Source organism: Yoonia sp. F2084L (genome assembly GCF_023015625.1).
Lineage (GTDB): Bacteria > Pseudomonadota > Alphaproteobacteria > Rhodobacterales > Rhodobacteraceae > Yoonia.
Genome location: NZ_JALKAH010000002.1, coordinates 436651 through 457851 on the forward strand (window position 1 = coordinate 436651; position 21201 = coordinate 457851).

Annotated in this window: 21 protein-coding genes; 13 read left to right on the plus strand and 8 right to left on the minus strand. The window is 58.6% G+C overall.

What is annotated here, in order from left to right; translation table 11 throughout:
- Positions 1-11 precede the first annotated feature (11 nt).
- From MWU60_RS07680 to MWU60_RS07700, 5 genes are read left to right on the plus strand one after another with little or no spacing between them, the layout of a single operon-like run.
- Entirely contained in the window at positions 12-2087 is a 2076-nt protein-coding gene (locus MWU60_RS07680; RefSeq protein WP_247226656.1) for a hydantoinase/oxoprolinase family protein, read from the plus strand.
- Positions 2084-3769 carry a hydantoinase B/oxoprolinase family protein gene (locus MWU60_RS07685; RefSeq protein ID WP_247226657.1) on the plus strand — a complete coding sequence of 562 codons (1686 nt, stop codon included), beginning with the start codon at positions 2084-2086 and terminating at the stop codon, positions 3767-3769. The genes MWU60_RS07680 and MWU60_RS07685 overlap by 4 nt, the downstream gene beginning before the upstream one ends.
- A complete protein-coding gene (locus tag MWU60_RS07690; protein ID WP_247226658.1) occupies positions 3766-4971 on the plus strand; it encodes an FAD-binding oxidoreductase in 1206 nt (401 codons plus the stop codon). The genes MWU60_RS07685 and MWU60_RS07690 overlap by 4 nt, the downstream gene beginning before the upstream one ends.
- Entirely contained in the window at positions 4968-5753 is a 786-nt protein-coding gene (locus MWU60_RS07695) for an aldolase/citrate lyase family protein (protein ID WP_247226659.1), read from the plus strand. The genes MWU60_RS07690 and MWU60_RS07695 overlap by 4 nt, the downstream gene beginning before the upstream one ends.
- Positions 5750-6586: an NAD(P)-dependent oxidoreductase gene (locus MWU60_RS07700; protein ID WP_247226660.1), complete on the plus strand. Its 837-nt coding sequence runs from the start codon at positions 5750-5752 to the stop codon at positions 6584-6586. Before MWU60_RS07695 ends, MWU60_RS07700 begins: the two co-directional genes overlap by 4 nt.
- On the opposite strand, the gene MWU60_RS07705 is transcribed toward MWU60_RS07700, so the two are convergent.
- The 3 genes from MWU60_RS07705 to MWU60_RS07715 are packed head-to-tail and all read right to left on the minus strand — an operon-like array spanning position 6583 to position 7856.
- Complete coding sequence (locus MWU60_RS07705; protein ID WP_247226661.1) at positions 6583-7014, minus strand: DMT family transporter; 432 nt, start codon at positions 7012-7014, stop codon at positions 6583-6585. The genes MWU60_RS07700 and MWU60_RS07705 overlap by 4 nt on opposite strands.
- Positions 7011-7478 (minus strand): DMT family transporter, encoded by a 468-nt coding sequence (locus MWU60_RS07710; RefSeq protein ID WP_247226662.1) that lies wholly within the window; start codon positions 7476-7478, stop codon positions 7011-7013. The genes MWU60_RS07705 and MWU60_RS07710 overlap by 4 nt, the downstream gene beginning before the upstream one ends.
- Positions 7479-7490: 12 nt before the next feature.
- Positions 7491-7856, minus strand: a complete 366-nt coding sequence (locus MWU60_RS07715; protein WP_247226663.1) for a hypothetical protein — start codon at positions 7854-7856, stop codon at positions 7491-7493.
- 335 nt (positions 7857-8191) lie between these two features.
- On the opposite strand from MWU60_RS07715, the gene rpsD reads away from it, so the two are divergent.
- Positions 8192-8812 carry a 30S ribosomal protein S4 gene (gene rpsD / locus MWU60_RS07720; RefSeq protein WP_247226664.1) on the plus strand — a complete coding sequence of 207 codons (621 nt, stop codon included), beginning with the start codon at positions 8192-8194 and terminating at the stop codon, positions 8810-8812.
- 51 nt (positions 8813-8863) lie between these two features.
- Here rpsD and MWU60_RS07725 read toward each other — a convergent pair whose 3' ends face one another.
- From MWU60_RS07725 to MWU60_RS07735, 3 genes are read right to left on the minus strand one after another with little or no spacing between them, the layout of a single operon-like run.
- The gene (locus tag MWU60_RS07725; RefSeq protein WP_247226665.1) at positions 8864-9613 is read right to left on the minus strand and encodes a helix-turn-helix transcriptional regulator; all 750 of its coding nucleotides are present in this window, start codon (positions 9611-9613) and stop codon (positions 8864-8866) included.
- Between the two features lie 9 nt (positions 9614-9622).
- The gene (locus tag MWU60_RS07730; RefSeq protein ID WP_247226666.1) at positions 9623-9916 is read right to left on the minus strand and encodes an antibiotic biosynthesis monooxygenase family protein; all 294 of its coding nucleotides are present in this window, start codon (positions 9914-9916) and stop codon (positions 9623-9625) included.
- Positions 9913-10542, minus strand: a complete 630-nt coding sequence (locus MWU60_RS07735; RefSeq protein WP_247226667.1) for a class I SAM-dependent methyltransferase — start codon at positions 10540-10542, stop codon at positions 9913-9915. The genes MWU60_RS07730 and MWU60_RS07735 overlap by 4 nt, the downstream gene beginning before the upstream one ends.
- Positions 10543-10691: 149 nt before the next feature.
- On the opposite strand from MWU60_RS07735, the gene hisC reads away from it, so the two are divergent.
- Genes hisC through MWU60_RS07750 form a run of 3 tightly spaced genes read left to right on the plus strand, consistent with a single transcriptional unit; the run spans position 10692 to position 13581 of the window.
- Entirely contained in the window at positions 10692-11777 is a 1086-nt protein-coding gene (gene hisC, locus MWU60_RS07740) for a histidinol-phosphate transaminase (RefSeq protein WP_247226668.1), read from the plus strand.
- Positions 11777-12700: a prephenate/arogenate dehydrogenase family protein gene (locus MWU60_RS07745; RefSeq protein ID WP_247226669.1), complete on the plus strand. Its 924-nt coding sequence runs from the start codon at positions 11777-11779 to the stop codon at positions 12698-12700. Before hisC ends, MWU60_RS07745 begins: the two co-directional genes overlap by 1 nt.
- Complete coding sequence (locus MWU60_RS07750; protein WP_247226670.1) at positions 12697-13581, plus strand: extensin family protein; 885 nt, start codon at positions 12697-12699, stop codon at positions 13579-13581. The genes MWU60_RS07745 and MWU60_RS07750 overlap by 4 nt, the downstream gene beginning before the upstream one ends.
- Here the strand turns inward: MWU60_RS07750 and MWU60_RS07755 are convergent.
- The gene (locus MWU60_RS07755) at positions 13578-14759 is read right to left on the minus strand and encodes an NAD(P)/FAD-dependent oxidoreductase (protein ID WP_247226671.1); all 1182 of its coding nucleotides are present in this window, start codon (positions 14757-14759) and stop codon (positions 13578-13580) included. The two genes, MWU60_RS07750 and MWU60_RS07755, sit on opposite strands and share 4 nt — an antisense overlap.
- Before the next feature lie 126 nt (positions 14760-14885).
- On the opposite strand from MWU60_RS07755, the gene MWU60_RS07760 reads away from it, so the two are divergent.
- The 4 genes from MWU60_RS07760 (at position 14886) to MWU60_RS07775 (ending at position 20473) form a co-directional block, all read left to right on the plus strand.
- Complete coding sequence (locus MWU60_RS07760; protein ID WP_247226672.1) at positions 14886-16508, plus strand: cyclic nucleotide-binding domain-containing thioredoxin-disulfide reductase; 1623 nt, start codon at positions 14886-14888, stop codon at positions 16506-16508.
- A gap of 184 nt (positions 16509-16692) precedes the next feature.
- Positions 16693-19590, plus strand: coding sequence for an isoleucine--tRNA ligase (gene ileS, locus MWU60_RS07765; protein ID WP_247226673.1), 2898 nt, complete (start codon positions 16693-16695; stop codon positions 19588-19590).
- Positions 19590-20027: a PaaI family thioesterase gene (locus tag MWU60_RS07770; RefSeq protein ID WP_247226674.1), complete on the plus strand. Its 438-nt coding sequence runs from the start codon at positions 19590-19592 to the stop codon at positions 20025-20027. Before ileS ends, MWU60_RS07770 begins: the two co-directional genes overlap by 1 nt.
- Positions 20024-20473, plus strand: a complete 450-nt coding sequence (locus MWU60_RS07775; RefSeq protein WP_247226675.1) for a methylated-DNA--[protein]-cysteine S-methyltransferase — start codon at positions 20024-20026, stop codon at positions 20471-20473. Before MWU60_RS07770 ends, MWU60_RS07775 begins: the two co-directional genes overlap by 4 nt.
- Here MWU60_RS07775 and MWU60_RS07780 read toward each other — a convergent pair.
- Positions 20470-21168 carry a CDP-alcohol phosphatidyltransferase family protein gene (locus MWU60_RS07780; RefSeq protein ID WP_247226676.1) on the minus strand — a complete coding sequence of 233 codons (699 nt, stop codon included), beginning with the start codon at positions 21166-21168 and terminating at the stop codon, positions 20470-20472. The two genes, MWU60_RS07775 and MWU60_RS07780, sit on opposite strands and share 4 nt — an antisense overlap.
- Positions 21169-21201: the final 33 nt, after the last annotated feature.

Sequence of the window (21201 nt, forward strand, 5' to 3'; positions counted from 1 at the left end):
GGACGGGATAGATGCAGCATCAGATACGCATGGGTGTCGATATCGGTGGCACCTTTACGGATGTCGTGCTGGAGGTGGGTCAAGACCAGTACTCGACCAAAGTTCTGACCACCTATGCGGCCCCCGAAGATGCCATCATTGATGGGATGCATCAGGTTTGCGCCAAGGCTGGGATCACGCCTGCGCGCATTGCCCAAATCATTCACGGCACCACGCTCGCTACCAACGCCTTGATTGAACGGCGCGGGGCAAAGACCGCGTTGATCACAACGATGGGCTTTCGCGATGTCATCGAAATGCGCACCGAAAGCCGGTTTGAGCAATATGATCTGAACCTGCAACTGCCAGAGCCGCTTTTGCCCCGTCAGCATCGGTTCACGCTGAAAGAACGCATGGATGTACAGGGCAATGTGCTCATCCCACTGGCGCGTGCTGAAGTTGAAGCACTTGCTGATCAGATGAAATCATACGGTTTTGAAAGCATCGCAATTGGCCTGATTCACGCCTATCTGAACGACAGCCATGAACAGATGATCCGCGATGTGTTTGCGCAGAAGCTACCGGATGTGATGATTTCGCTCTCTTCCGAAGTTTCGCCGCAAATGCGCGAATACGAGCGGTTCAATACGACCGTTGCGAACGCTTACATCAAGCCTTTGATGAAATCCTACTTGGGGCGTCTTGAGGGCCGTTTGGCGGATGAGGGTGCTGCCTGCCCGATCTTCCTGATGCATTCAGGCGGTGGCATTATCAGCCTAAAAAGTGCGGCCGATTTTCCGATCCGCTTGGTCGAATCTGGCCCTGCGGGGGGCGCTGTCTTTGCTGCCAATATCGCGGCGCGCTATGGGCTGAATAAAGTGCTGTCCTTCGATATGGGCGGTACAACAGCCAAGATTTGCCTGATTAAGAACCAAACCCCAAAAACAGCGCGTGTGTTTGAGGTCGCCCGCACCTATCGCTTCAAAAAAGGGTCCGGCATGCCCATTTCGATCCCCGTAATCGACATGGTCGAAATAGGGGCAGGCGGCGGCAGCCTTGCCCATGTGGATGGCATGCGCCAAATCCGCGTCGGGCCGGAAAGCGCGGGGTCAGAGCCCGGGCCCGCCTGCTACGGACGCGGTGGCGAACGCCCTGCGGTCACCGATGCGGACCTGACATTGGGTAAGCTTGACCCTGACAATTTCGCCGGTGGCTCCATTAAGCTCGACGGCGATGCGTCCACTAAAGCGCTCAGCACCTTGGGTGCACCCTTGGACATGGACGCGCAGACAGCTGCCTTTGGCCTGGCCGAGGTCGTCGATGAAAACATGGCGAATGCCGCTCGCGTGCATGCGGTTGAGAATGGCGAGGACCTTTCCGACTATACCATGATCGCATTTGGTGGTGCCGCCCCGCTGCACGCGGGGCGCTTGTGTGAAAAGCTGGGCGTGGATCGTTTGCTGGTGCCAACAGGGGCAGGTGTTGGCTCTGCCATTGGCTTTCTGCGCGCGCCATTCAGCTTTGAAGCGACCCGCAGTGTTTACATGAAACTATCCGATTTTGCGCCAGACATCGTGAAGACTTTGCTGAGTGAATTGGAAACCGAAGCGACCGGATTTGTGCGCACCTGTGACGCCACAGCCCCGATCAACGCGGAATACAAGGTCTATATGCGCTACACCGGGCAGGGCTGGGAAATTCCGATCTCGCTGACCGCCGATCAAGCGGCCAACCCCGATGCAGCGACGTTCCAAACCTTGTTCGAGGCCGACTATACGACACTCTTTGGCCGCACTGTTGCTGGCATGGATATCGAAATCACGGTTTGGGCGGTCAACGCCACGACAGAGGCGGCCTTGGCCGAACCGCTTTCTCACACACCGAAAGGGCAGGCGGGGGCGATATCCTCCACCCGCGCATTGTTCGATCCGGCCGCGGGGACAGCAAGCGACGCGGCGGTCGTGTTGCGCAGCACGCTCAACCCCGGCGACACGGTCGCAGGCCCCGCGTTGATCACCGAGGATGAAACCACAATCGTCATTCCCAACAGCCGCACAGCCATCGCACGCCCCGACGGCACCATCGACATCACGGAGAAACGGACATGAGCAATGTTGCCTACCAAGTGATGTGGAACCGCCTGATCTCGGTCGTGGAAGAACAGGCGCAGGCGCTAGTGAGGACGGCTTTCTCCACTTCCGTGCGTGAAGCAGGTGACCTGTCTGCCGGTGTCTACAATGCCGAAGGGCTGATGCTGGCGCAGGCCGTCACCGGCACCCCCGGCCATGTGAATGCGATGGCCGACGCTGTTGCCCATTTCATCCGTCGCATCGGGCGTCAGAACATCAACGAAGGTGACGTCTACATCACCAATGATCCATGGGAAGGCACCGGGCATCTGCATGACGTCACCGTGGTCAGCCCTTCTTTTCATAAGGGCCAGCACGTGGGCTTTTTCGCCTGTACGGCACATGTCGTCGATATTGGCGGGCGCGGTTTTGGTGCAGATGCGGCGAGCGTCTATGAAGAAGGCCTCTATATTCCGATCATGAAGTTTGCGGATCGTGGCACCGTCGATGAAACGCTCATCCGCATCGTCCGTGGCAACGTGCGCGAACCGGATCAACTGGTTGGTGATATGTACGCGCTGGCGACCTGTAATGAGATTGGGCATCGCCGCTTGGTCGAGATGATGGATGAGTTCGACCTCGTTGATCTGGAAGGCATCGGCGACTTCATCCTCGAAAACTCGCGCCGGGCGACATTGGAGCGGATTGCAGCCCTGCCACGCGAGAGCGCGACGGGCGAGATGCGGATTGACGGCTTTGCCACGCCGATTGATCTGAAGGTAAAGCTGACCATCTCAGAAGACCGGATGCATTGCGATTTCACTGGCACCTCTGGATTGGACAAGAAGGGCATCAACGTGCCGCTGGTTTATACCAAGGCCTACGCCTGCTATGCGCTCAAATGTGCGGTAGCCCCGGAAATCCCGAACAATGCCGCATCGCTGGCCCCATTCACGATCTCGGCCCCGGAAAACAGCATCGTCAACGCCGTCCACCCGGCCCCCGTCGCCTTGCGCCACGTGATCGGGCATATGATCCCCGATACGGTCTATGACGCGCTGGACAAGATATTGCCTGCGACCGTGCCTGCCGAAGGGGCTGGGTGCCTGTGCAATTTCCAGGTTTCACTGCGCCCCGCGCCGGGCAAATCGGGGCGACGGTCCGAGGTGCTGACCTTCAATTCTGGCGGCGCGGGTGCGCGCCCGACGGTGGATGGCTTGAACGCGACGGCCTTTCCTTCTGGCGTCATGACCATGCCGATTGAGGCGACGGAACACACCGGACCCGTGATCATCTGGCGTAAGGAGCTGCGCCCCGACAGCGGTGGCGCGGGTGAGTACCGTGGCGGTTTGGGCCAATATATGGAGGTGGGTGCCACCGCAGGGCACGAGTTTGACTTCTCCGCCATGTTCGACCGCGTCGATCATCCCGCGCGCGGACGCCAAGGCGGGCAGGACGGTGCGCCCACAACCATCGCACAGGATGACGGCACGCGCATGCAAGGCAAAGGCAAGCAGGATGTGCCAGAGGGCCGGCGCGTGATGCTCGCGTTTCCCGGCGGTGCAGGATACGGCGATGCGTCGCAACGGGACCCTGCATTGGTCAAACGCGATCTTGCGCGCGGCTATATTTCCGCCGAAGCTGCCCGCGAGGATTATGGGATGAGCGCGGCTGCGGTGGACGCTGTTCTGGCCGCCACAGCGAAGGGAGAAACCGCATGACGCAGGCGCCCGCCAAGACCAGCTATGACGTCGTGATCGTGGGCGGAGCGATGTATGGGTCGTCTGTCGCATGGTTCCTGACGGACAACCCGGATTTTGATGGTTCGATCCTTGTGGTGGAACGTGACCCGACTTATGAGTTCACGTCTACTTCGCACACCAATTCCTGCATGCGTCAGCAATTCAGCGCGGCAATCAACGTGCGCGTGTCACAATTCGCCGCTGATTTCGTGAAGAACTTCCGCGACTATATGGGCGGTGACCCACGCGTGCCGGACGTCGTATTGCAAAGCTATGGCTACATGTATCTGGCCGACAACGAAGACTTCGCCGCGACCTTGCGCGAAAGCCAGAAATTGCAGGCCGCCTGCGGTGCTGGAACCAAACACATGACACGCGATGAGATTGCTGCCGATTATCCATTCTATAACCTCGATGATATTGTCGCGGCGAACCACAATCTGGTGGATGAAGGTTACTTTGATGGCAACACGCTGTTTGATTGGTGGAAAAGGTCCGCCAAGGAGCGTGGTGTAGAATACCTTACCAATGAGGTTATCGCCATGAACCGCAACGCTGCGGGCACCAAAGTTGAAAGCGTTATCCTGAAGTCCGGCGAAGTGATCAGCTGCGGTGCGGTGGTCAACGCATCAGGCCCACGCGCCGTGCTGACATCCCGCATGGCGGGTATCGAAATCCCGGTGGAGCCGCGCAAGCGCTATACCTTCATCTTTGAGGCGGAAAAGCCGCTTGATCGCGATCTGCCACTGACGATTGACCCCTCCGGCGTGCACATGCGCACCGATGGCACCTATTATTTGGCGGGTTGCCCCCCGGATGAGGACCCGGCGGTCGACTATGATGACTTCATGCAGGATCACAGGATCTGGGAAGATAAGGTCTGGCCGATCCTCGCAAGCCGCATTCCGCAGTTCGAGGCGATCAAGCTGCGCAATTCATGGGCGGGGCATTACGCCTACAACACCTTCGACCAGAACGCGATTTTGGGGCCGCATACCGAAGTTGAAAACTTCATCTTCGTGAATGGTTTCTCGGGTCACGGTTTCCAACAATCGCCTGCCATGGGGCGCGGGACGGCGGAACTGATTGCTTACGGTGAATATCGCGCGCTCGACCTCAGCCCGTTCAACTATGACCGGATCGATAAGGGCGAGAAATTTGTTGAAAAGGCCGTGATATGAAGATGACTCCCAACGCGTTCCTTGCCGCTGTCCGCGAGGGTCGCCAGCAAATCGGCCTTTGGGTCAGCATGTCGAGCAACTACGCCGCCGAGGTTGTGGCTGGTGCAGGCTACGACTGGCTGCTGGTCGATATGGAACATGCGCCCAGCGATATGGGCACGGTTTTAGGGCAGCTACAGGCGATTGCGCCGCATGGGTCGACCGCCATCGTGCGCCCGCCATGGAATGACACAGTTATGGTCAAGCGGTTGCTGGACTTGGGCGCGCCGGGGCTGTTGTTCCCGATGGTGCAATCTGTGGCCGAGGCGCAGGCGGCAGTTGCCGCATGTTGCTATCCGCCAAATGGTGTGCGTGGCGTTGCTGGATCCATCCGCGCCAACAACTTTGGCCGGATCACGGATTACTATGCCAAGGCTGATGATCAAACGGCGGTGATCTTGCAGGTCGAAACCCGGTCAGCTGTCGCACAGTCCTTGCAGATTGGCCAAGTGGATGGCGTTGATGGCGTGTTCTTCGGCCCCGCCGATATCGCCGCGGATATGGGACTGTTGGGCAAGCATATGTCAGATGAGGTCTGGAACCTGATCTTGCCTGCCGCGCGCAAGCTGATGGATGCGGGTATTGCGGTTGGTACTTTGGTCACTGATCCTGCATTCGCGCAAAAGCTGCTTGCCGAGGGCTTCACATTTGTGGCCTGCGGCACGGATACGAATTTACTGGCCAAAGGGGCCGATGCCCTGCTTGCGCAAATGCGCGTGGCCACCGGAAAGGAAAATACATGAAGAAACTTGTTTTGACAGGGGCTGCGGGCGCCCTTGGGTCCCGCCTGCGCGGGCCTTTGAAAAAGATGTGCGATGAACTGGTTTCGACCGATATTGCAGACGACATTGGGGAATTGCAGAAAGGTGAGACCTATGTGCAGGCTGATCTGTCAAACCTTGATGCGATGCTAAAGATCATCGACGGGGCCGATATGGTGGTCCACTTCGGCGCAATCGCGGATGAGGCCGCTTGGGATGATATCCTGCAATCCAACATCATCGGGGCCTATAATGTCTGGGAGGCGGCCTATCGCGGCGGCGTCAAACGCGTTGTCTATGCCAGCTCTGTTCACGCCGTGGGTATGCACAAGAAAACCGACACGATCGGGCTGGATGCCCCGCATCGCCCGGATACCTACTATGGGCTTGCCAAATGCTTCAGCGAAGACCTTGCCAGCCTCTATTGGGACAAGCGCGGGATCGAGGCGGTGTGCCTGCGCATCTTCTCTTGTGCGCCAGCGACCAACGCGCGCAGCATCGGGACGTGGTTGTCCTATGACGATCTGATCCATCTGGTTGAACGGTCTGTGGACAGCCCCGTTGTGGGCTTTTCGATTGTCTATGGTATTTCCAACAATGACCGCGCTGTCGTAGATAATGCCAAGGCAGGCCATCTGGGTTACCGGCCGAAAGATAATGCAGAGGTCTTTGCCAAAGAGGTGTTCGCGGGCACGCCACCTTTGGATAACAAGGACCTCGCCAATCTGTGCATTGGTGGGCCATTCGCGACTGTTGAACTTGGCAATTCAGGTGTCGCAGGCATCGCAAAGATGAACGCGGACAGCGACGACTAGGCCGACCGCTTGCCGCCTTGGGCGACCCACATGCCCGCCAGGATCAAACCGACACCCAAGGTGCGCGCCCACAGGTCACCGGGCGCGCCCATGATGATATCAAGGACAACCCCCGAAATCATTTGTCCGGCGATGATCAGCAAGGCGGTTTGCGCGGCACCGATACGCGCAATCAGCCAACTGCCTGCCGCGATAAAGATCACGCCGACCGGGCCACCCAGATAGGCCCACCAAGGCGACGCAGTGGGTTCACCAGCAAAAAGACCGCCAACCAAAAGCGCAACCGCAGTGATAAAAACCAGCCCGACGATATGGTTCCAGAACGAGGACTCCATCGCAGAGGTGGACAGCGCCAACCGTCCGTTAATCTGGCGGCTGAGCGACACCAGTACACCGGCAAGGATCGCAAGAGTGGCAAACCAGATCATGTGCCACTTCCGAAGAAAATCAGGATCAGGCTGCCCGAGATGATCAGAAACAGCGCGATGTAGTCGCGCGGGGTCGGGGTGCGCTGCGGCAGTCCAAACAGGCCACGGATGTCTGCAAATAGGCTAAATACCATCTGTCCCGCGAGCCCCAGTGCAATGGTGCCAGACAAGGCCAAAGCGCTGTTCAGCGCGGCGGATGTCAGCATAACGGTAATCGCGCCTGACACGCCCCCAAGATAGACCCACAGCGGTGGGCGCGCGGCCTCTGCGCGTTTGGGCTTGAGGATCAACAGGAATAGCAATGCCGCAAGCGTCCCGGTCAGATGCGGCACCCATGACGCAAAGAAAAGCGAGCCGTAAGCAGCCAATGTTCCGTTGAAAAGCACCATCAACGACAAAAGCCCGCCTGTCCCAAAGGCGGCGGCAAAGTATAAAAGGTGATTGGTGCGATGCGGCTGCGACATAGCCGCTGGTGTCTAACTTTTCGAGGCGGAACGCAATTGTTGTTGATGCTTGATAGCGCCGAAATGCACCTTTGGCAGGTTCGGGCGCGACGACTTGATATCGCGCAACTGCCCCACCAGCCTGCGATTTTGCGGCGAAAGCCAAAGTGACGCATAGCGTGACATCCAGCCGGGCAGCACGTCGACTGCATGGGCATGCAACACCATTTTCCGCTCGTGCGGGGTCAGCGCCTCGAACGGGAGCGCAGAATGCTGCTTGCGCATCAGGTCAACGCAAAGCGCCATGAGCTGCGGTGCGTCGCCCGAAACGGGTGGAGCAGTAAAGAAGGAACCGTAGCTTTCAGGCAAACGCAGACGCAACGCCGCAAGGCGCTGCATCACGACGCGATGTCCGATTAGCCATACGGTTGCCACACTGGTTAACAAAACGAAGAAAGAAACTGGCACGCTGGATCCTTTTTACCACCCCAAGGAACCGATATTGAATCCATTTGTCGACAATTGGCCGTAATCTGTACATTCGTAAGTCACGTGGATTACACTGAATGAACAGCGCCACCTTCGTCGTTGACACCACCAGAATCCCCTCTATAAGCCGCCCATTCATTGGTGTTGGTGGCCCGCGCAAGCGGAACCCTGTCGCCCCGGCCAAATCCGGGGAAAGGACAACGCCCTTCACGCCCTTCGGGGTTCTTTTAGAAGGAGATCAGCGTATGACTAAACGTACCGCTGCCAAGTACAAAATTGACCGCCGGATGGGCGAAAACATCTGGGGTCGTCCAAAATCCCCCGTCAACCGTCGTGAATATGGCCCCGGCCAGCACGGTCAGCGCCGCAAGGGCAAACTGTCCGACTTCGGCACACAGCTGCGCGCAAAGCAAAAGCTGAAAGGGTACTATGGCGATCTGACAGAAAAGCAGTTCCGCCGCATCTATGGCGAAGCCGAGCGTGTCAAAGGCGATACAGGTGAAAACCTGATCGGTCTGCTGGAGCGCCGTCTGGACGCTGTTGTCTACCGTGCCAAGTTCGTGCCAACCGTCTTTGCCGCACGCCAGTTCGTGAACCACGGCCACGTCACAGTGAACGGCAAGCGCGTGAACATTCCGTCCTACCGCGTGAAAGAAGGCGACGTGATCGAAGTACGTCAGAAGTCCAAGCAGCTTGAGCTGGTCTTGGTCGCATCCCAGCTGCCAGAGCGTGATGTGCCTGACTACATGGACGTCGACCACAACAAGATGACAGCGACGTTCACACGCACACCTGCTCTGGGCGATGTACCTTACCCGGTGACGATGGAACCAAACCTCGTCGTCGAATTCTACGCGAAGAACTAATCTTCGCCTGATCTGAATTTTGAAAGCCGCTCCTATCCGGGGCGGCTTTTTTCATTCCAGATTGCGGAAAGCTGTCGGGGTCTGCCCGGTAAAATCCAGAAATGCGCTGTTGAATGCACTGGACGAGCTATAGCCAACGTCCAATGCGATCTGCGTGATTTGGCGATCTGGATCGGCCAAAGCCTCGACCGCGCGAATAATGCGGAGCCTGCGCACACAATCACGCCATGGCATGCCCAGTTCGTCTTGGAAGCGGCGCGCAAGGGTCCGTTCGGTCATGCCGACCTTTGCGGCAATCTCTCCAAAGCCCATAGGGCGCGCCAATTGCGTTTCGGTGATCTTCAATGCCGCAAAGACGGGTTCAGATTGGGCAACAGGCATCCACATGTCGTTGGGGGCACCAGCCGCCTTGGACACCAGCATGTAAAGCGTATCAAAAAGCTGTTTGCCCTCGGCAGGCAGCGTTTCCAACTCTGGTGCATAGTCTCGACAGGCCAAGACCAACTCGCGTGCCAGCGGGGACATGTCCAATACCCGTAAGGGCGCTTTGGGTGCGTCGTACACGTCTGGTGAAAACAGTGCTGAACAACAGGTGATGGTCGTCGCAATTGAAAGCGTAATGGGCGCACCCGCTGCGATGAGCGCCGCCCGGGCAGGCGCTACGGTCCAGGATCGCCCCTCCGCTTGCAATCGCATCGTCCCCTTGGCGGCATAAAGCAGATAGTGCCGGTCGAATTGGACCGACTTGTCTTCCTCGGGCGGGAAGTCGCGATAAACGCAATAGGCGGGCAGGGATGACATGGCGACAGGTTAGCCGATGGCCGAGGCTTCATAAACCACCGTGCTGGGTGCACCCGTCATCATCGGGCGCAAGACCCCTCCGACCTGTGCAAAAAGCGGGCCAGTGCGATAGGCGTCAAGACTGGCCAGATCGTCCCACTGGTGGAGCAGGGTGACGGCATCATCAGCCACCGGATCAACCAGCACCCGGCATCCCCGATTGCCGGGCAAGCCCTGCATGACGGGTGCCTCTTTTGTCAGGCAATCGACGGCTGCGGTGCGATCTTTTGGGGCGACGCTGAAATTGACTTCGACATAGATCATTGGGGTGTCTTTCGCTGGTGGGTGACAAGATAGGCGTGGCTTGATCGGCTGGGTGGGCCCGCAAGAAAGGGGGCATCCCATTCGCATGACAGACCGGTTTGGGCGAAGTACTCCAACATGCGCGTCGGACGGATCATCCGGTGCCGCCACCGCACCCAGATGATCCAATTGCACCAATGCGGTTTGCTGACGATCAGCAACAGCTTTCCATCTGGCGCAAGCTGGGTTCCCAGCAGCGCAAGTGCGGCGCACGGATCAGAGAAATGTTCGATGACGTGGGCGCAAAGGATAATATCATGGGGGTGTTTGACAGCATCCTCTAGTCCCGCAACCACAGGTTTCAGGTCCGGTGCGATATGCGTCAGTGACCGCGTTGCCGTCGCCACCATTTGCTCTGCCGGGTCAAGCAGCGTGAGGCATTTGGGCGGTCCTGCAACCTCAATCAAGGCGCGGCTGAAGTCACCGGTTCCACAGCCTACATCAATGGCATGGGCATGTTGGGTCCGCAGCCCGCAGGCGGCGATCATCCAGCGATAGGCCGCGGCATAACCAAGTCCCTCGATCTTGGTGCGCCATTGGCTTGCGGCAATGTCATAGGACTGGGTGAGGTGGTCTTGGGATGTCATGTGTCTGATCTAGCAATCGGCAGGGTGGCGCGCTTTCGCGGGATTGCCAAAAACGCGCTGTGGTCAGACAAATCGCCCCAGCCCACCTTGGCACTGGCCTTGCACCGGGCGGGGCGATAGAACGGGCGAAACGACACGGGAACGTAACTATGGCTGACGGCATTCAACCTCAACCGGGCATTTTGGATATCGCGTTGTACCAAGGTGGGGCGTCCCATTTGGATGGGGTCAGCAATGTGCTCAAGCTGTCCTCAAACGAAAACCCTCTCGGCCCAAGCGACGCCGCGAAAGAGGCCGTTGTGCGCGCCACTCACGACCTGCACCGCTATCCGTCCACCGATCATGCCGCCCTACGCGCCGCGATTGCGGACGTTTGGAATGTAGATGCCTCCCGCGTGTTTTGCGGCGTCGGGTCAGGGGATGTGCTAAAACTGCTGGCCGAGGCCTATGCAGGACCAGGCGATGAAGTGGTATTCACCGAACACGGGTTTTCGATGTACCCGATCTACGCACACGCTTGTGGCGCGACCCCGGTTGTGGTCCCCGAGAATGAGCGCGTGGTGGATGTGGATGCGATCCTTGCGGCCTGCACAGGCAAAACCAAACTGGTGTTCATTGCTAACCCTGCAAACCCGACAGGCACAATGATCGGCAGTGCAGAAGTCGCGCGTCTGGCCGAAGGGCTGCCGCCACAAACGCTTTTGGTGCTGGATGGCGCCTATGCTGAGTTTGTCGATGGTTTTGATGCGGGCAAAGCCTTGGTCGAGGCCCGCGACAATGTGATCATGTCGCGCACATTTTCAAAAATCTACGGGCTGGGTGGAATGCGCGTCGGCTGGGGTTACGGGCCGCAGAACGTGATTGATGTGCTCAACCGTATCAGAGGGCCATTCAACCTGTCCGCTGCCGCGCTGGCGGCCGCCGAAGCAGCTGTGCGCGATACTGAACATACCGAGAAATGCCGCGTTGAGAATGCGAAGTGGCGCGATTGGTTAGCCAATGCGCTGGCGGAATTGGGTGTGCCGTCGGACACCTCGACCGCCAACTTCATCCTTGCCCGCTTCACCGATGAGGCCGAGGCCAACGCATGTGATGATCACCTGCGCAGCGCAGGCATCATCGTGCGGCGCGTTGCGGGTTACGGCCTGCCGCACTGCCTGCGGATCACCGTGGGTGACGAAAGCGCATGCCGCCGCGTCGCCCATGCTGTGGCGCAGTTCAAAGGGGCCGCTTGATGGCGCAGATTTACGAACGGGTAGCGCTGATCGGGCTGGGTCTGATTGCGTCGTCGATGTGTCACGCCATGCGGCGCGCTGGGCTTGCGGGTGAAATCGTCGGTTATGCACGATCTGCGGAAACCCGCGATATCGCCCGCGAGATAGGCCTGTGTGATCGCGTTTGTGATACTGCGGCGGAGGCGGTCAAAGATGCTAATTTGGTCGTCCTGTGTGTGCCCGTCGGTGCGATGGAGGCTGTGGCCAAAGAAATCGGTCCCGCCCTTAAACCCGGCACGACCGTTAGCGACGTTGGTTCGGTCAAGCGCACAGTGGTTGATGCCGTTGGGCCTTACATTCCTGAAGGCGTGCATTTTATACCAGCGCACCCGCTGGCAGGCACGGAACACTCTGGTCCGCGATCCGGGTTTGCCGAGCTTTTTGACAACCGTTACACGATCATCGTTCCGGTTGAAGGCAGCGATCCGCAGGCGGTTGACCGGCTGACCAGCCTCTGGACCGGGATCGGTGCTTTGACAGAAACGATGGATGCCGATCACCATGACCTTGTGCTGGCCGTCACCAGCCACACACCGCACCTGATCGCCTACACGATGGTGGGTGTTGCAGATGATCTGCGCCGTGTAACTGATAGCGAAGTGATCAAGTATTCTGCCGCAGGTTTTCGCGATTTCACCCGCATTGCGGCCTCTGATCCAGTGATGTGGCGGGACGTATTCCTGAATAACAAGGAAGCGACGCTGGAAATCCTCGGGCGCTTCACCGAAGAGCTTTTCGCCCTGCAACGCGCCATCCGGCAAGGTGACGGCGACCATCTGCATGACTACTTTACGCGGACGCGGTCCATCCGGCGTGGGATTATTGAAGCAGGACAAGATACCGACGCGCCTGATTTTGGCCGCGTGAAGGCCCGCAAAAAGTGATGCGCTGGGCGGCAGTAGGCGTCGCCTTAATAGCGGCTGGCCCGGTGCTGGCGCAGGATATCGTCCGCCCCATCGCCCGGCCTGTGCCACCTGTCGCTGTTGCAATAGATGTACTGACGCCCGATGAAGACACGATACGCCCCATCGCGCGGGGATCATTGGCTGCATCAGATCTGCGTCCTGTTGCGCGCCCGTTTGAGCGGCCTGATCTGGCGTTTGGCGCGCAAACGCGCCCGCTGTTTCGGGCTGAGATCGGGTTGTTTGCCTTCAGTCCCAATGCCATCGCGACGTCGCCGCGTCCATCGGTGCGGCCAGCCTCTATTGAAACCGCCGCAGAGGCCCGCCGTGTCGCACGTTTGCGCGGGCAGGTCTGCGGTGATCCTGCAATACAAGGCACAACGATTGGCCGCATCAACGGTGCAGGTGCCTGCGGTGTTGAAGGCGCCGTAAAGTTAAGGTCCGTCGCTGGCGTCACCCTCAGTCCGCGGGCCACAATTGATTGTCCGACGGCCCGCGCGCTGAAAACATGGGTGGAACGTGGGGTCCTGCCTGCCGTTGGGGCCGAAGGCGGCGGGGCTTCATCTTTGCGTGTCGTGTCGCATTACGCCTGCCGGACCCGCAACAATCAGCCCGGCGCGCGACTGTCTGAGCATGCATTCGGGCGGGCTATCGACATTGCGGGGATAAGGTTGCGCGATGGCACCGAAATGACATTACTCACCGATTGGGATTCTGCCGAAGATGGCGCGCAGTTGCGGCAGATGTGGCGCGCGGCCTGCGGTCCGTTCGGCACTGTTCTAGGGCCAGAGGCCAACCGCTTTCACCGCGATCACTTCCATTTTGACACAGCACGCTATCGCAGCGGATCATTCTGTCGCTAAACGCGGCCCAAGCCACGCAAAGGCGGCAGCATGTTGCCACAGACAATCGCCGTCAGGGCGCTGGGGCCGGGTGGCACTTGCGACAATGGATAAAGCAATCGGTCCCGCAACACAGGTAACCAGCGACTGTCCGACTGATATTGTGGGGTGAAGGCCGCACTCATCGCCTGGTACGCCATCACATGCCAGCGCCGTGCTTTGGTATAAAGCGCCAAAGCGGCATCTCCGCTTGCCACATCCAGCGCACGGGTCAGGGCCAGCGCATCCAGCAGTGCCATATTCGCCCCTTGGCCCAATTGCGGGCTGGCTTTGTGCGCGGCATCGCCAATATGCACCAGACCTGATGACCACGGTTTGCGTAAAGTCCCATGTGCATAGCGTGCCATTGTCATCTGTTCGGGGCCTTCAACCTGTGCCGCGAACGGGGCAAATGCAGGCCAAAGTGCTGTGGCCTCAGCGCGCCATGCGGCAACACCGGTCTTGACCCACGCATCATGACTGTCGCGGGGCAAGGACCAGAAGATCGCAGCCTTGGGTGTATCATCACCCGGCAGTTTGCCAATCGGTAAGGCACCGATCATCCTGTCAGCACGGCGGTAACACTGGCTTAGGTTGGTCATCGGCAGATCGGTATCGGGCCAATCAACCGTTCCCCAGATCGCGCCATAAGGCAGCGGCGTCGATTTAAGCGGTGAGAGGGGTGATCCCGCACCGGCACTGTCCACGATCAGATCAAAGGGCCCATGCGCCTTGCCATCGGCCAAATGGATCATGCCCGAGCGGGCATCGGTCACGCGGGCTTTGGTATGAGTGGTGATGTCGCGTTGTTGCACTGCCTGATAAATCGCCTCGAACAGGCTGGCGCGGTGAATGGCGAGGCCGAACTGGCCACCCGCGCGTTTGTCGTACCAGACATTCAGAACATTGCGCCCGTTATCGGCCTCATGCCCCAACATACGTTGAATGGGATTGCCCAGAGTACGGGCTGTCTCACCGGCACCGATATGATCCAGAACGGCTTGGCCGATGGGTTGTATAACAAGCCCTGATCCCACAGGTTGCGGGGTGTCGAATTGGTCAAAAACGCTCACACGGTGACCGCGATCTGCCAATAGCGCAGCAGCGGTCAAACCACCGACCCCGGCCCCCACAATTGCAATTGAACAGAGTTTTGTCATAAGGGCGTTGTGGCCATGAAATGCGATCGGCGCAATGCGCAGTTTTGGCCAAAATCACCATTTGGATTTTTCAGTGGTGACAGTCGTTTCGTGCTCTAACTTATTGTTCACCACAAGGAGACACCGATGGAAGCGCTTGCCCAAGACCTTGCCACGATGGTGCGAACACCGCTGCATGATAGCCATGTGGAAGAGATGCGCAAAATCGGAACCGTCCGCACTTTCGATGAAGGTGCCACGCTGGTCGATGCAGGCAGCGACCTGAATGCGTTTCACTATGTGATTGACGGTGCCGTTGTTGCAATTGATCCACGGACTGGGGGGCAGTACGGGGAAGGCCATCTTGGGCCAACGCAGTTCTTTGGCGAAATCAGTTTTTTGTCAGGTGGCAGCGCCATGATGGGTGCGCGCTGTCTGGAGCGGTCGACCATTCTGACGGTCGATCGCGCCGATATGCTGGCGCTGATGAGCCGTATTCCGGAAATGTCGGATATCATCATCACGGTTTTCGCTGCGCGCCGCAGGCGTCTGCTGGAAAGCGGCGAGGCAAGTCTGACACTGATCGGCGCCGAAGAAGACCGTACTATCCGCCAGATCGCCGCCTTTGCCGGGCGCAACCGCATTCCTTTCCGCAGTCTCACGCTGGGCGAGCATGAGGCCGAAGCGGTGGCGCATTCGTGCAATATTGGGGCGGCGAAGCCTGCGGTTATTTTCGGCAAGCATTTGGTTGTGGATGACCCAACGCCTGCCAAAATCGCGGCCATTCTTGGTTTGGATATGGCGGTGCATGAAGATCGCATATTTGATGTGTTGATCGTTGGCGGCGGACCCGCTGGTGTAGCCGCCGGGGTCTATGCCGGGGCCGAAGGGCTCAAGGCGTTGGTGGTTGAAGACCTGACCATCGGCGGACAGGCGGGCACCTCATCACGGATTGAGAACTATATGGGCTTTCCGACGGGTATCTCCGGGGCGGACCTTGTCTGGCGCGGCGAAGTGCAGGCGATGAAGTTTGGCACACAATTTGCCGTACCGCGCCGGGTTTCCAGCCTGTCCCGACGCGATGACGGTGTGTTTTGCGCGATCATGGACGACGGGACCGAGGTGTGTGCCAAGGCCGTGGTCGTCGCAACGGGCGTACAATATCGGCGTTTGCCGATCCCACGATTGGAAGACTTTGAAGGCATCGGTATCTATTACGCCGCCACTGACGTCGAAGCGCGCTATTGCCGCGAAACCGAAGCAATTGTTGTCGGCGGCGGTAACTCTGCGGGGCAGGCCGCGATGTATCTGTCGCGCACAGCAAGCCATGTGCATGTGCTGGTGCGTGGGCCCAGTTTGGCGGCCTCAATGTCCGACTATTTGTTGTCCAGACTGGAAGCGGACCCTGCCATCACGATCCACTATCAATCCGAAATTACCAACCTGCACGGCGATCGGCATTTAGAGCAGGTGACAGTACGTCACAAAGCAGATGGCAGCGAACGCACCATCGACGCGCGTGCGGCCTTCATCATGGTGGGTGCGGCCCCTAACACAGGCTGGCTGTCCGGCTTGGTTGATCTGGATGACAAAGGGTTCGTCCTGACGGGCCCGGATGTGGGCATGGCAACACCTTACGAGACATCCCATCCCGGCATCTTCGCCGTGGGCGATGTGCGGGCCGGGTCCGTGAAACGCGTAGCCTCTGCTGTTGGTGAAGGGTCGGTGACGATTTCCAAGGTTTGGGACTTTGTGCGCGGGTCTGAGTAAGCGCAAACTGGTGCCTTTACCCTTTTGCAGCCGCGCCCTATAAGCCACTCCATGTTGCGGCAGATGATCATAAGCATTATTTGCCCGGCGGTTTGAAACAGCTCAAGCCTGCCGGGAAAAGGTGTCTGCGTATGCGCACCGATCCTTCGCGAATTCCCAAATGACTGCTTAAAGGACGCCACCCATGTGCGCCGAAACGACTGACTACAAATCCACCTTGAACCTTCCCCGCACTGACTTTCCGATGCGTGCCGGATTGCCCAAGCGCGAGCCTGAATGGCTGGAGCGGTGGGAAAAAATCGGGGTCTACGACCGCCTGCGCGACAAGGCCAAAGGCCGCAAGCCATTCACCTTGCATGACGGTCCGCCATATGCGAACGGCCATCTGCACATCGGCCATGCGCTGAACAAGATCCTGAAAGATATGGTCGTACGCAGCCAGCAGATGATGGGCCGCGATGCCCGGTATGTGCCCGGCTGGGACTGCCACGGTCTGCCGATCGAATGGAAGATCGAAGAGAAATACCGCGCCAAGGGCCGGGACAAGGACGATGTGAACGTCGTCGACTTCCGGCAGGAATGCCGCAAGTTCGCCGAGGGCTGGGTTGATATCCAGCGCGAGGAATTCAAGCGTCTGGGCATCACCGGTAACTGGGCTGACCCGTATCTGACAATGAATTTCCACTCAGAGCGCGTGATTGCTGAGGAATTCCAGAAGTTCCTGATGAACGGCACGCTGTATCAAGGGTCCAAGCCGGTGATGTGGTCGCCGGTTGAAAAGACCGCACTGGCCGAGGCTGAGGTCGAGTATCACGACCGGCAGACCGATGCGATCTGGGTGAAGTTCCCTTGTGTCAAAGGCCCCGAAGGCTTTGAGCGCGCCAAGGTGATGATCTGGACGACGACACCATGGACTATCCCGCAGAACCGCGCGATCTGTTTTGGTCCGTCGATCAGCTATGGCCTTTATGAGGTTATCGCCCGTCCAGAGGAATGCTGGGCCACCATCGGCGAACGTCTGGTCATGGCAGATAATCTGGCCGACGATACCTTTGCGGCCGCCCGTTTGGACGGTGATATGTACCGCCGCCTGCGCGATGTGACGCCTGACGAATTGGCGCAACTGACCTGTGCACACCCGCTGCGTGGCGCGACAGGTGCAAACGGCGAATGGGACTTCGATGTGCCACTGCTGCCCGGTGATCACGTGACTGATGATGCCGGTACGGGCTTTGTGCATACGGCCCCCAGCCATGGTGACGATGACTATGCAATCGGGGTCAAGCATGGCCTGCCGATGACCTATAACATCCTTGATGACAGCTCCTACCGCGATGATCTGCCGTTCTTTGCCGGTGAATGCATCCTGAAACCCAACGGGAAACCCGGTGGGGCGAATAAGGTTGTGATCGAGAAACTGGTCGAGGTCGGCGCGCTTTTGGCCCGCAAGCGCATCACGATCTCTGACGCGCATAGCTGGCGGTCCAAAGCGCCCGTCATCCGCCTGAACCGCCCACAGTGGTTTGCCGCTATCGACAAGGCTGTCGACGACGGGCAAGACACCTACGGCACAACCATTCGCGAACGCGCGCTGCGCTCAATCGACGAGTTGGTGACGTGGACCCCGCAGACAGGTCGCAACCGCCTATACTCCATGATCGAGGCGCGGCCTGACTGGGTGTTGTCGCGCCAGCGTGCTTGGGGTGTGCCTTTAACGTGTTTCGTGAAGAAAGATGCGCAGCCCACCGACCCCGATTACCTGTTGCGCAATGAGGCCGTGAACGCCCGCGTGCTGCAAGCGTTCGAGGAAGAGGGCGCTGACGCATGGTACAAGGAAGGCGCGAAAGAGCGATTCCTGGGCAATGAAGTCAATCACGAAGACTATACCCAAGTCTTCGATATTCTCGACGTCTGGTTCGACAGTGGTTCAACCCACGCCTTCGTACTGCGCGACCGCGAAGACGGGTCCGAAGATGGGATGGCTGACCTCTACCTCGAAGGCACTGATCAGCACCGTGGCTGGTTCCATTCGTCGATGTTGCAGGCCTGCGGGACCATGGGACATGCGCCCTATCGTGGGGTTCTGACGCATGGGTTCACGCTGGATCAGAAGGGTATGAAGATGTCCAAATCCATCGGGAACACCATCGCGCCCGAACAGGTGGTCAATCAATATGGCGCGGATATCCTGCGGCTTTGGGTGGCTCAGTCGGACTATACGGCTGACCTGCGGATCGGGGATGAGATCCTCAAAGGGGTCGCCGACAGCTATCGCCGCCTGCGGAACACTGTGCGCTTTATGCTGGGATCGCTGTCAGATTTCAGCGAAGCGGATCGTATCACGCCAAGCGAAATGCCGGAACTGGAACGCTGGGTGCTACACCGTTTGGCCGAGTTGGATGAGCAGGTGCGGGCAGGCTATGCGAAATATGACTTCCAAGGCGTCTTTCAGGCGGTCTTTACTTTTGCCACGGTTGAACTGTCGGCCTTCTACTTCGATATCCGCAAAGACGCGCTGTACTGCGATGGCGACACGACCCGGCGTCGCGCCGCGCGTACGGTTCTGGACATTCTGTTCCACCGCCTGACGAAATGGTTAGCGCCAATGCTGACCTTCACGATGGAAGAGGTCTGGTTGGAGCGCTTTGGCGCGGACGACAGCTCAATCCACCTTGAGGATTTTGCGGAAACCCCTACCGAGTGGCGCGACGATGCGTTGGCCGCGAAATGGACGGAAGTGCGTAAAGTGCGCCGGGTCGTGACCGGCGCGCTTGAGGTCGAGCGCACGGCCAAAGTCATCGGCGCGTCGCTCGAAGCGGCACCAACCGTCTATGTTGGTGTGGAGACAGCCAAGTTGTTGGAGACGGTCAGCTTTGACGATCTCTGCATCACCTCTGGCATCGTCGTGTCGACCGATGTGGCCCCGGAAGGCGCGTTCCGTCTGGATGAAGTGGCGGACGTCGCGGTGATATTTGCCAAGGCCGAAGGCGAGAAATGCCAGCGTTGCTGGAAGATTCTGCCGGATGTCGGCACGCACGCACATGCGGGTGTTTGCGGACGCTGCAACGAAGCGCTTGGCTAATGGAATACGGTGATCCCCAATCTGTTGCACGCATGCGGGCGGATTTTGACCGTCAGGGTGCAATGCAAACGATGGGGATCACTGTTGCGGATGTGGCACCGGGGCGTGTTGTTTTGGAGATGCCGTTCAATCCCGACTTCACACAGCATCATGGGTTCATCCATGCGGCGGCGATTACAGCGGGCATGGACAGCGCCTGCGGTTTTGCGGCGCTCACGCTGATGGATGCGGAAAGCGAAGTGCTAACGGTCGAGTTCAAATGCAGCTTCATGGCACCCGCGCGTGGGCAGTCGTTTCGGTTCGAAGGCGACGTGCTGAAATCCGGGCGCACCCTGACCTTTACCGAAGGACGGGCGATAGCAATTGACGGGACGCAGGAAACTACGGTCGCGACCATCACCGCAACAATGATGGCTGTGCGCGGGCTGAAGACGTGATTTGCCCAAACTCTCCGGTCGGTGCTTTGGGCGCTGATGCGGCTGATGGTGCAGTCACAGCCCTACATTGGGGGCGAGATGGGACGCTGACCGATGGGCCGTTGTATCAAAAGATGGCAGATGAACTGGCCGCCTATTTCGCCGGCGATTTGCAGCAATTCGAAACGCCGGTCGCACCGCGCGGGAACGCGTTTCAACAAAGGTTCTACGCGGCACTCTGCGCTATTCCTTACGGTGAAACGCGGACCTACGGCGATTTGGCGAAGGAATTGGACGTTTCGGCGCAAGCGATCGGTCAGGCTTGCGGGGCTAACCCCATTGCAATCCTCATACCGTGCCACCGTGTTCTGGCGGCGAATGGTTTAGGCGGCTATTCCGGGGCAGGCGGGATCGAAGCGAAGGTTGCGCTGCTAAAGCTTGAAGGCGCGGCCGGGCTGCTGATCTAAGCCGTCTTGCGTTCTGGAATAATCTGCTGCGCCACACCTGCAAAGAGCAGATAGACCGACGTGATAATCAAACCCCAATGCGCCCAGCTGTTGGGGTAGAAATCGACCCAAGCGGCCCAGCCAGCAAAGAATGTCCAGCCCAACGCCATCGGCAACGTGACCATGCGCCAGCGTTCGGTCCGCACCGGGTGGACGAATTTCAGCGGAACGAACATGGTGATGGCAAGGCTGCCCACAAGAACCAGCGAGACCCAGAAGTTTGGCTGTAAGGCAAAGATCACCAAGACCAGCATGTTCCAGCACCCCGGAAACCCTGAAAAGGAGTTATCCTTTGTTTTCATGCGTGTATCTGCAAAATACATGGCCGATGCAAAGGTGATGATGATGATCGCAAACCACCCCGTCCAACCCGGCAGCAGGCCAGACTTGAACAGCGCATAAGCGGGCACAAAGACATAGGTCAGATAGTCGATAATCAGATCCAGCAAGACACCATCAAAGGCCGGCGCATTGGTCTTCACATCGTATTTGCGCGCCAAAGGTCCATCAATGCCATCGACGAAAAAAGCGACCACGAGCCAAAGAAACATCAGGCTCCACTCTTCCTCAACCGCAGCAAGCATCGCCAGCATGGCAAAAACAGCGCCGGTCGCGGTGAGCAGGTGAACAAGAAGGGCTTTGGCGCGAAGTGTCATCACAGTGTCATGGTCGAAAAACCTATCAGGGGC

What these genes read in the sequence shown, in the direction of transcription:
- MWU60_RS07680 (WP_247226656.1), top strand. Translation starts at nt 12, where the DNA reads ATGCAGCATCAGATACGCATGGGTGTCGATATCGGTGGCACCTTTACG.
- MWU60_RS07685 (WP_247226657.1), top strand. Translation starts at nt 2,084, where the DNA reads ATGAGCAATGTTGCCTACCAAGTGATGTGGAACCGCCTGATCTCGGTC.
- MWU60_RS07690 (WP_247226658.1), top strand. Translation starts at nt 3,766, where the DNA reads ATGACGCAGGCGCCCGCCAAGACCAGCTATGACGTCGTGATCGTGGGC.
- MWU60_RS07695 (WP_247226659.1), top strand. Translation starts at nt 4,968, where the DNA reads ATGAAGATGACTCCCAACGCGTTCCTTGCCGCTGTCCGCGAGGGTCGC.
- MWU60_RS07700 (WP_247226660.1), top strand. Translation starts at nt 5,750, where the DNA reads ATGAAGAAACTTGTTTTGACAGGGGCTGCGGGCGCCCTTGGGTCCCGC.
- MWU60_RS07705 (WP_247226661.1), bottom strand. Translation starts at nt 7,014, where the DNA reads ATGATCTGGTTTGCCACTCTTGCGATCCTTGCCGGTGTACTGGTGTCG.
- MWU60_RS07710 (WP_247226662.1), bottom strand. Translation starts at nt 7,478, where the DNA reads ATGTCGCAGCCGCATCGCACCAATCACCTTTTATACTTTGCCGCCGCC.
- MWU60_RS07715 (WP_247226663.1), bottom strand. Translation starts at nt 7,856, where the DNA reads ATGCAGCGCCTTGCGGCGTTGCGTCTGCGTTTGCCTGAAAGCTACGGT.
- rpsD (WP_247226664.1), top strand. Translation starts at nt 8,192, where the DNA reads ATGACTAAACGTACCGCTGCCAAGTACAAAATTGACCGCCGGATGGGC.
- MWU60_RS07725 (WP_247226665.1), bottom strand. Translation starts at nt 9,613, where the DNA reads ATGTCATCCCTGCCCGCCTATTGCGTTTATCGCGACTTCCCGCCCGAG.
- MWU60_RS07730 (WP_247226666.1), bottom strand. Translation starts at nt 9,916, where the DNA reads ATGATCTATGTCGAAGTCAATTTCAGCGTCGCCCCAAAAGATCGCACC.
- MWU60_RS07735 (WP_247226667.1), bottom strand. Translation starts at nt 10,542, where the DNA reads ATGACATCCCAAGACCACCTCACCCAGTCCTATGACATTGCCGCAAGC.
- hisC (WP_247226668.1), top strand. Translation starts at nt 10,692, where the DNA reads ATGGCTGACGGCATTCAACCTCAACCGGGCATTTTGGATATCGCGTTG.
- MWU60_RS07745 (WP_247226669.1), top strand. Translation starts at nt 11,777, where the DNA reads ATGGCGCAGATTTACGAACGGGTAGCGCTGATCGGGCTGGGTCTGATT.
- MWU60_RS07755 (WP_247226671.1), bottom strand. Translation starts at nt 14,759, where the DNA reads ATGACAAAACTCTGTTCAATTGCAATTGTGGGGGCCGGGGTCGGTGGT.
- MWU60_RS07760 (WP_247226672.1), top strand. Translation starts at nt 14,886, where the DNA reads ATGGAAGCGCTTGCCCAAGACCTTGCCACGATGGTGCGAACACCGCTG.
- ileS (WP_247226673.1), top strand. Translation starts at nt 16,693, where the DNA reads ATGTGCGCCGAAACGACTGACTACAAATCCACCTTGAACCTTCCCCGC.
- MWU60_RS07770 (WP_247226674.1), top strand. Translation starts at nt 19,590, where the DNA reads ATGGAATACGGTGATCCCCAATCTGTTGCACGCATGCGGGCGGATTTT.
- MWU60_RS07780 (WP_247226676.1), bottom strand. Translation starts at nt 21,168, where the DNA reads ATGACACTTCGCGCCAAAGCCCTTCTTGTTCACCTGCTCACCGCGACC.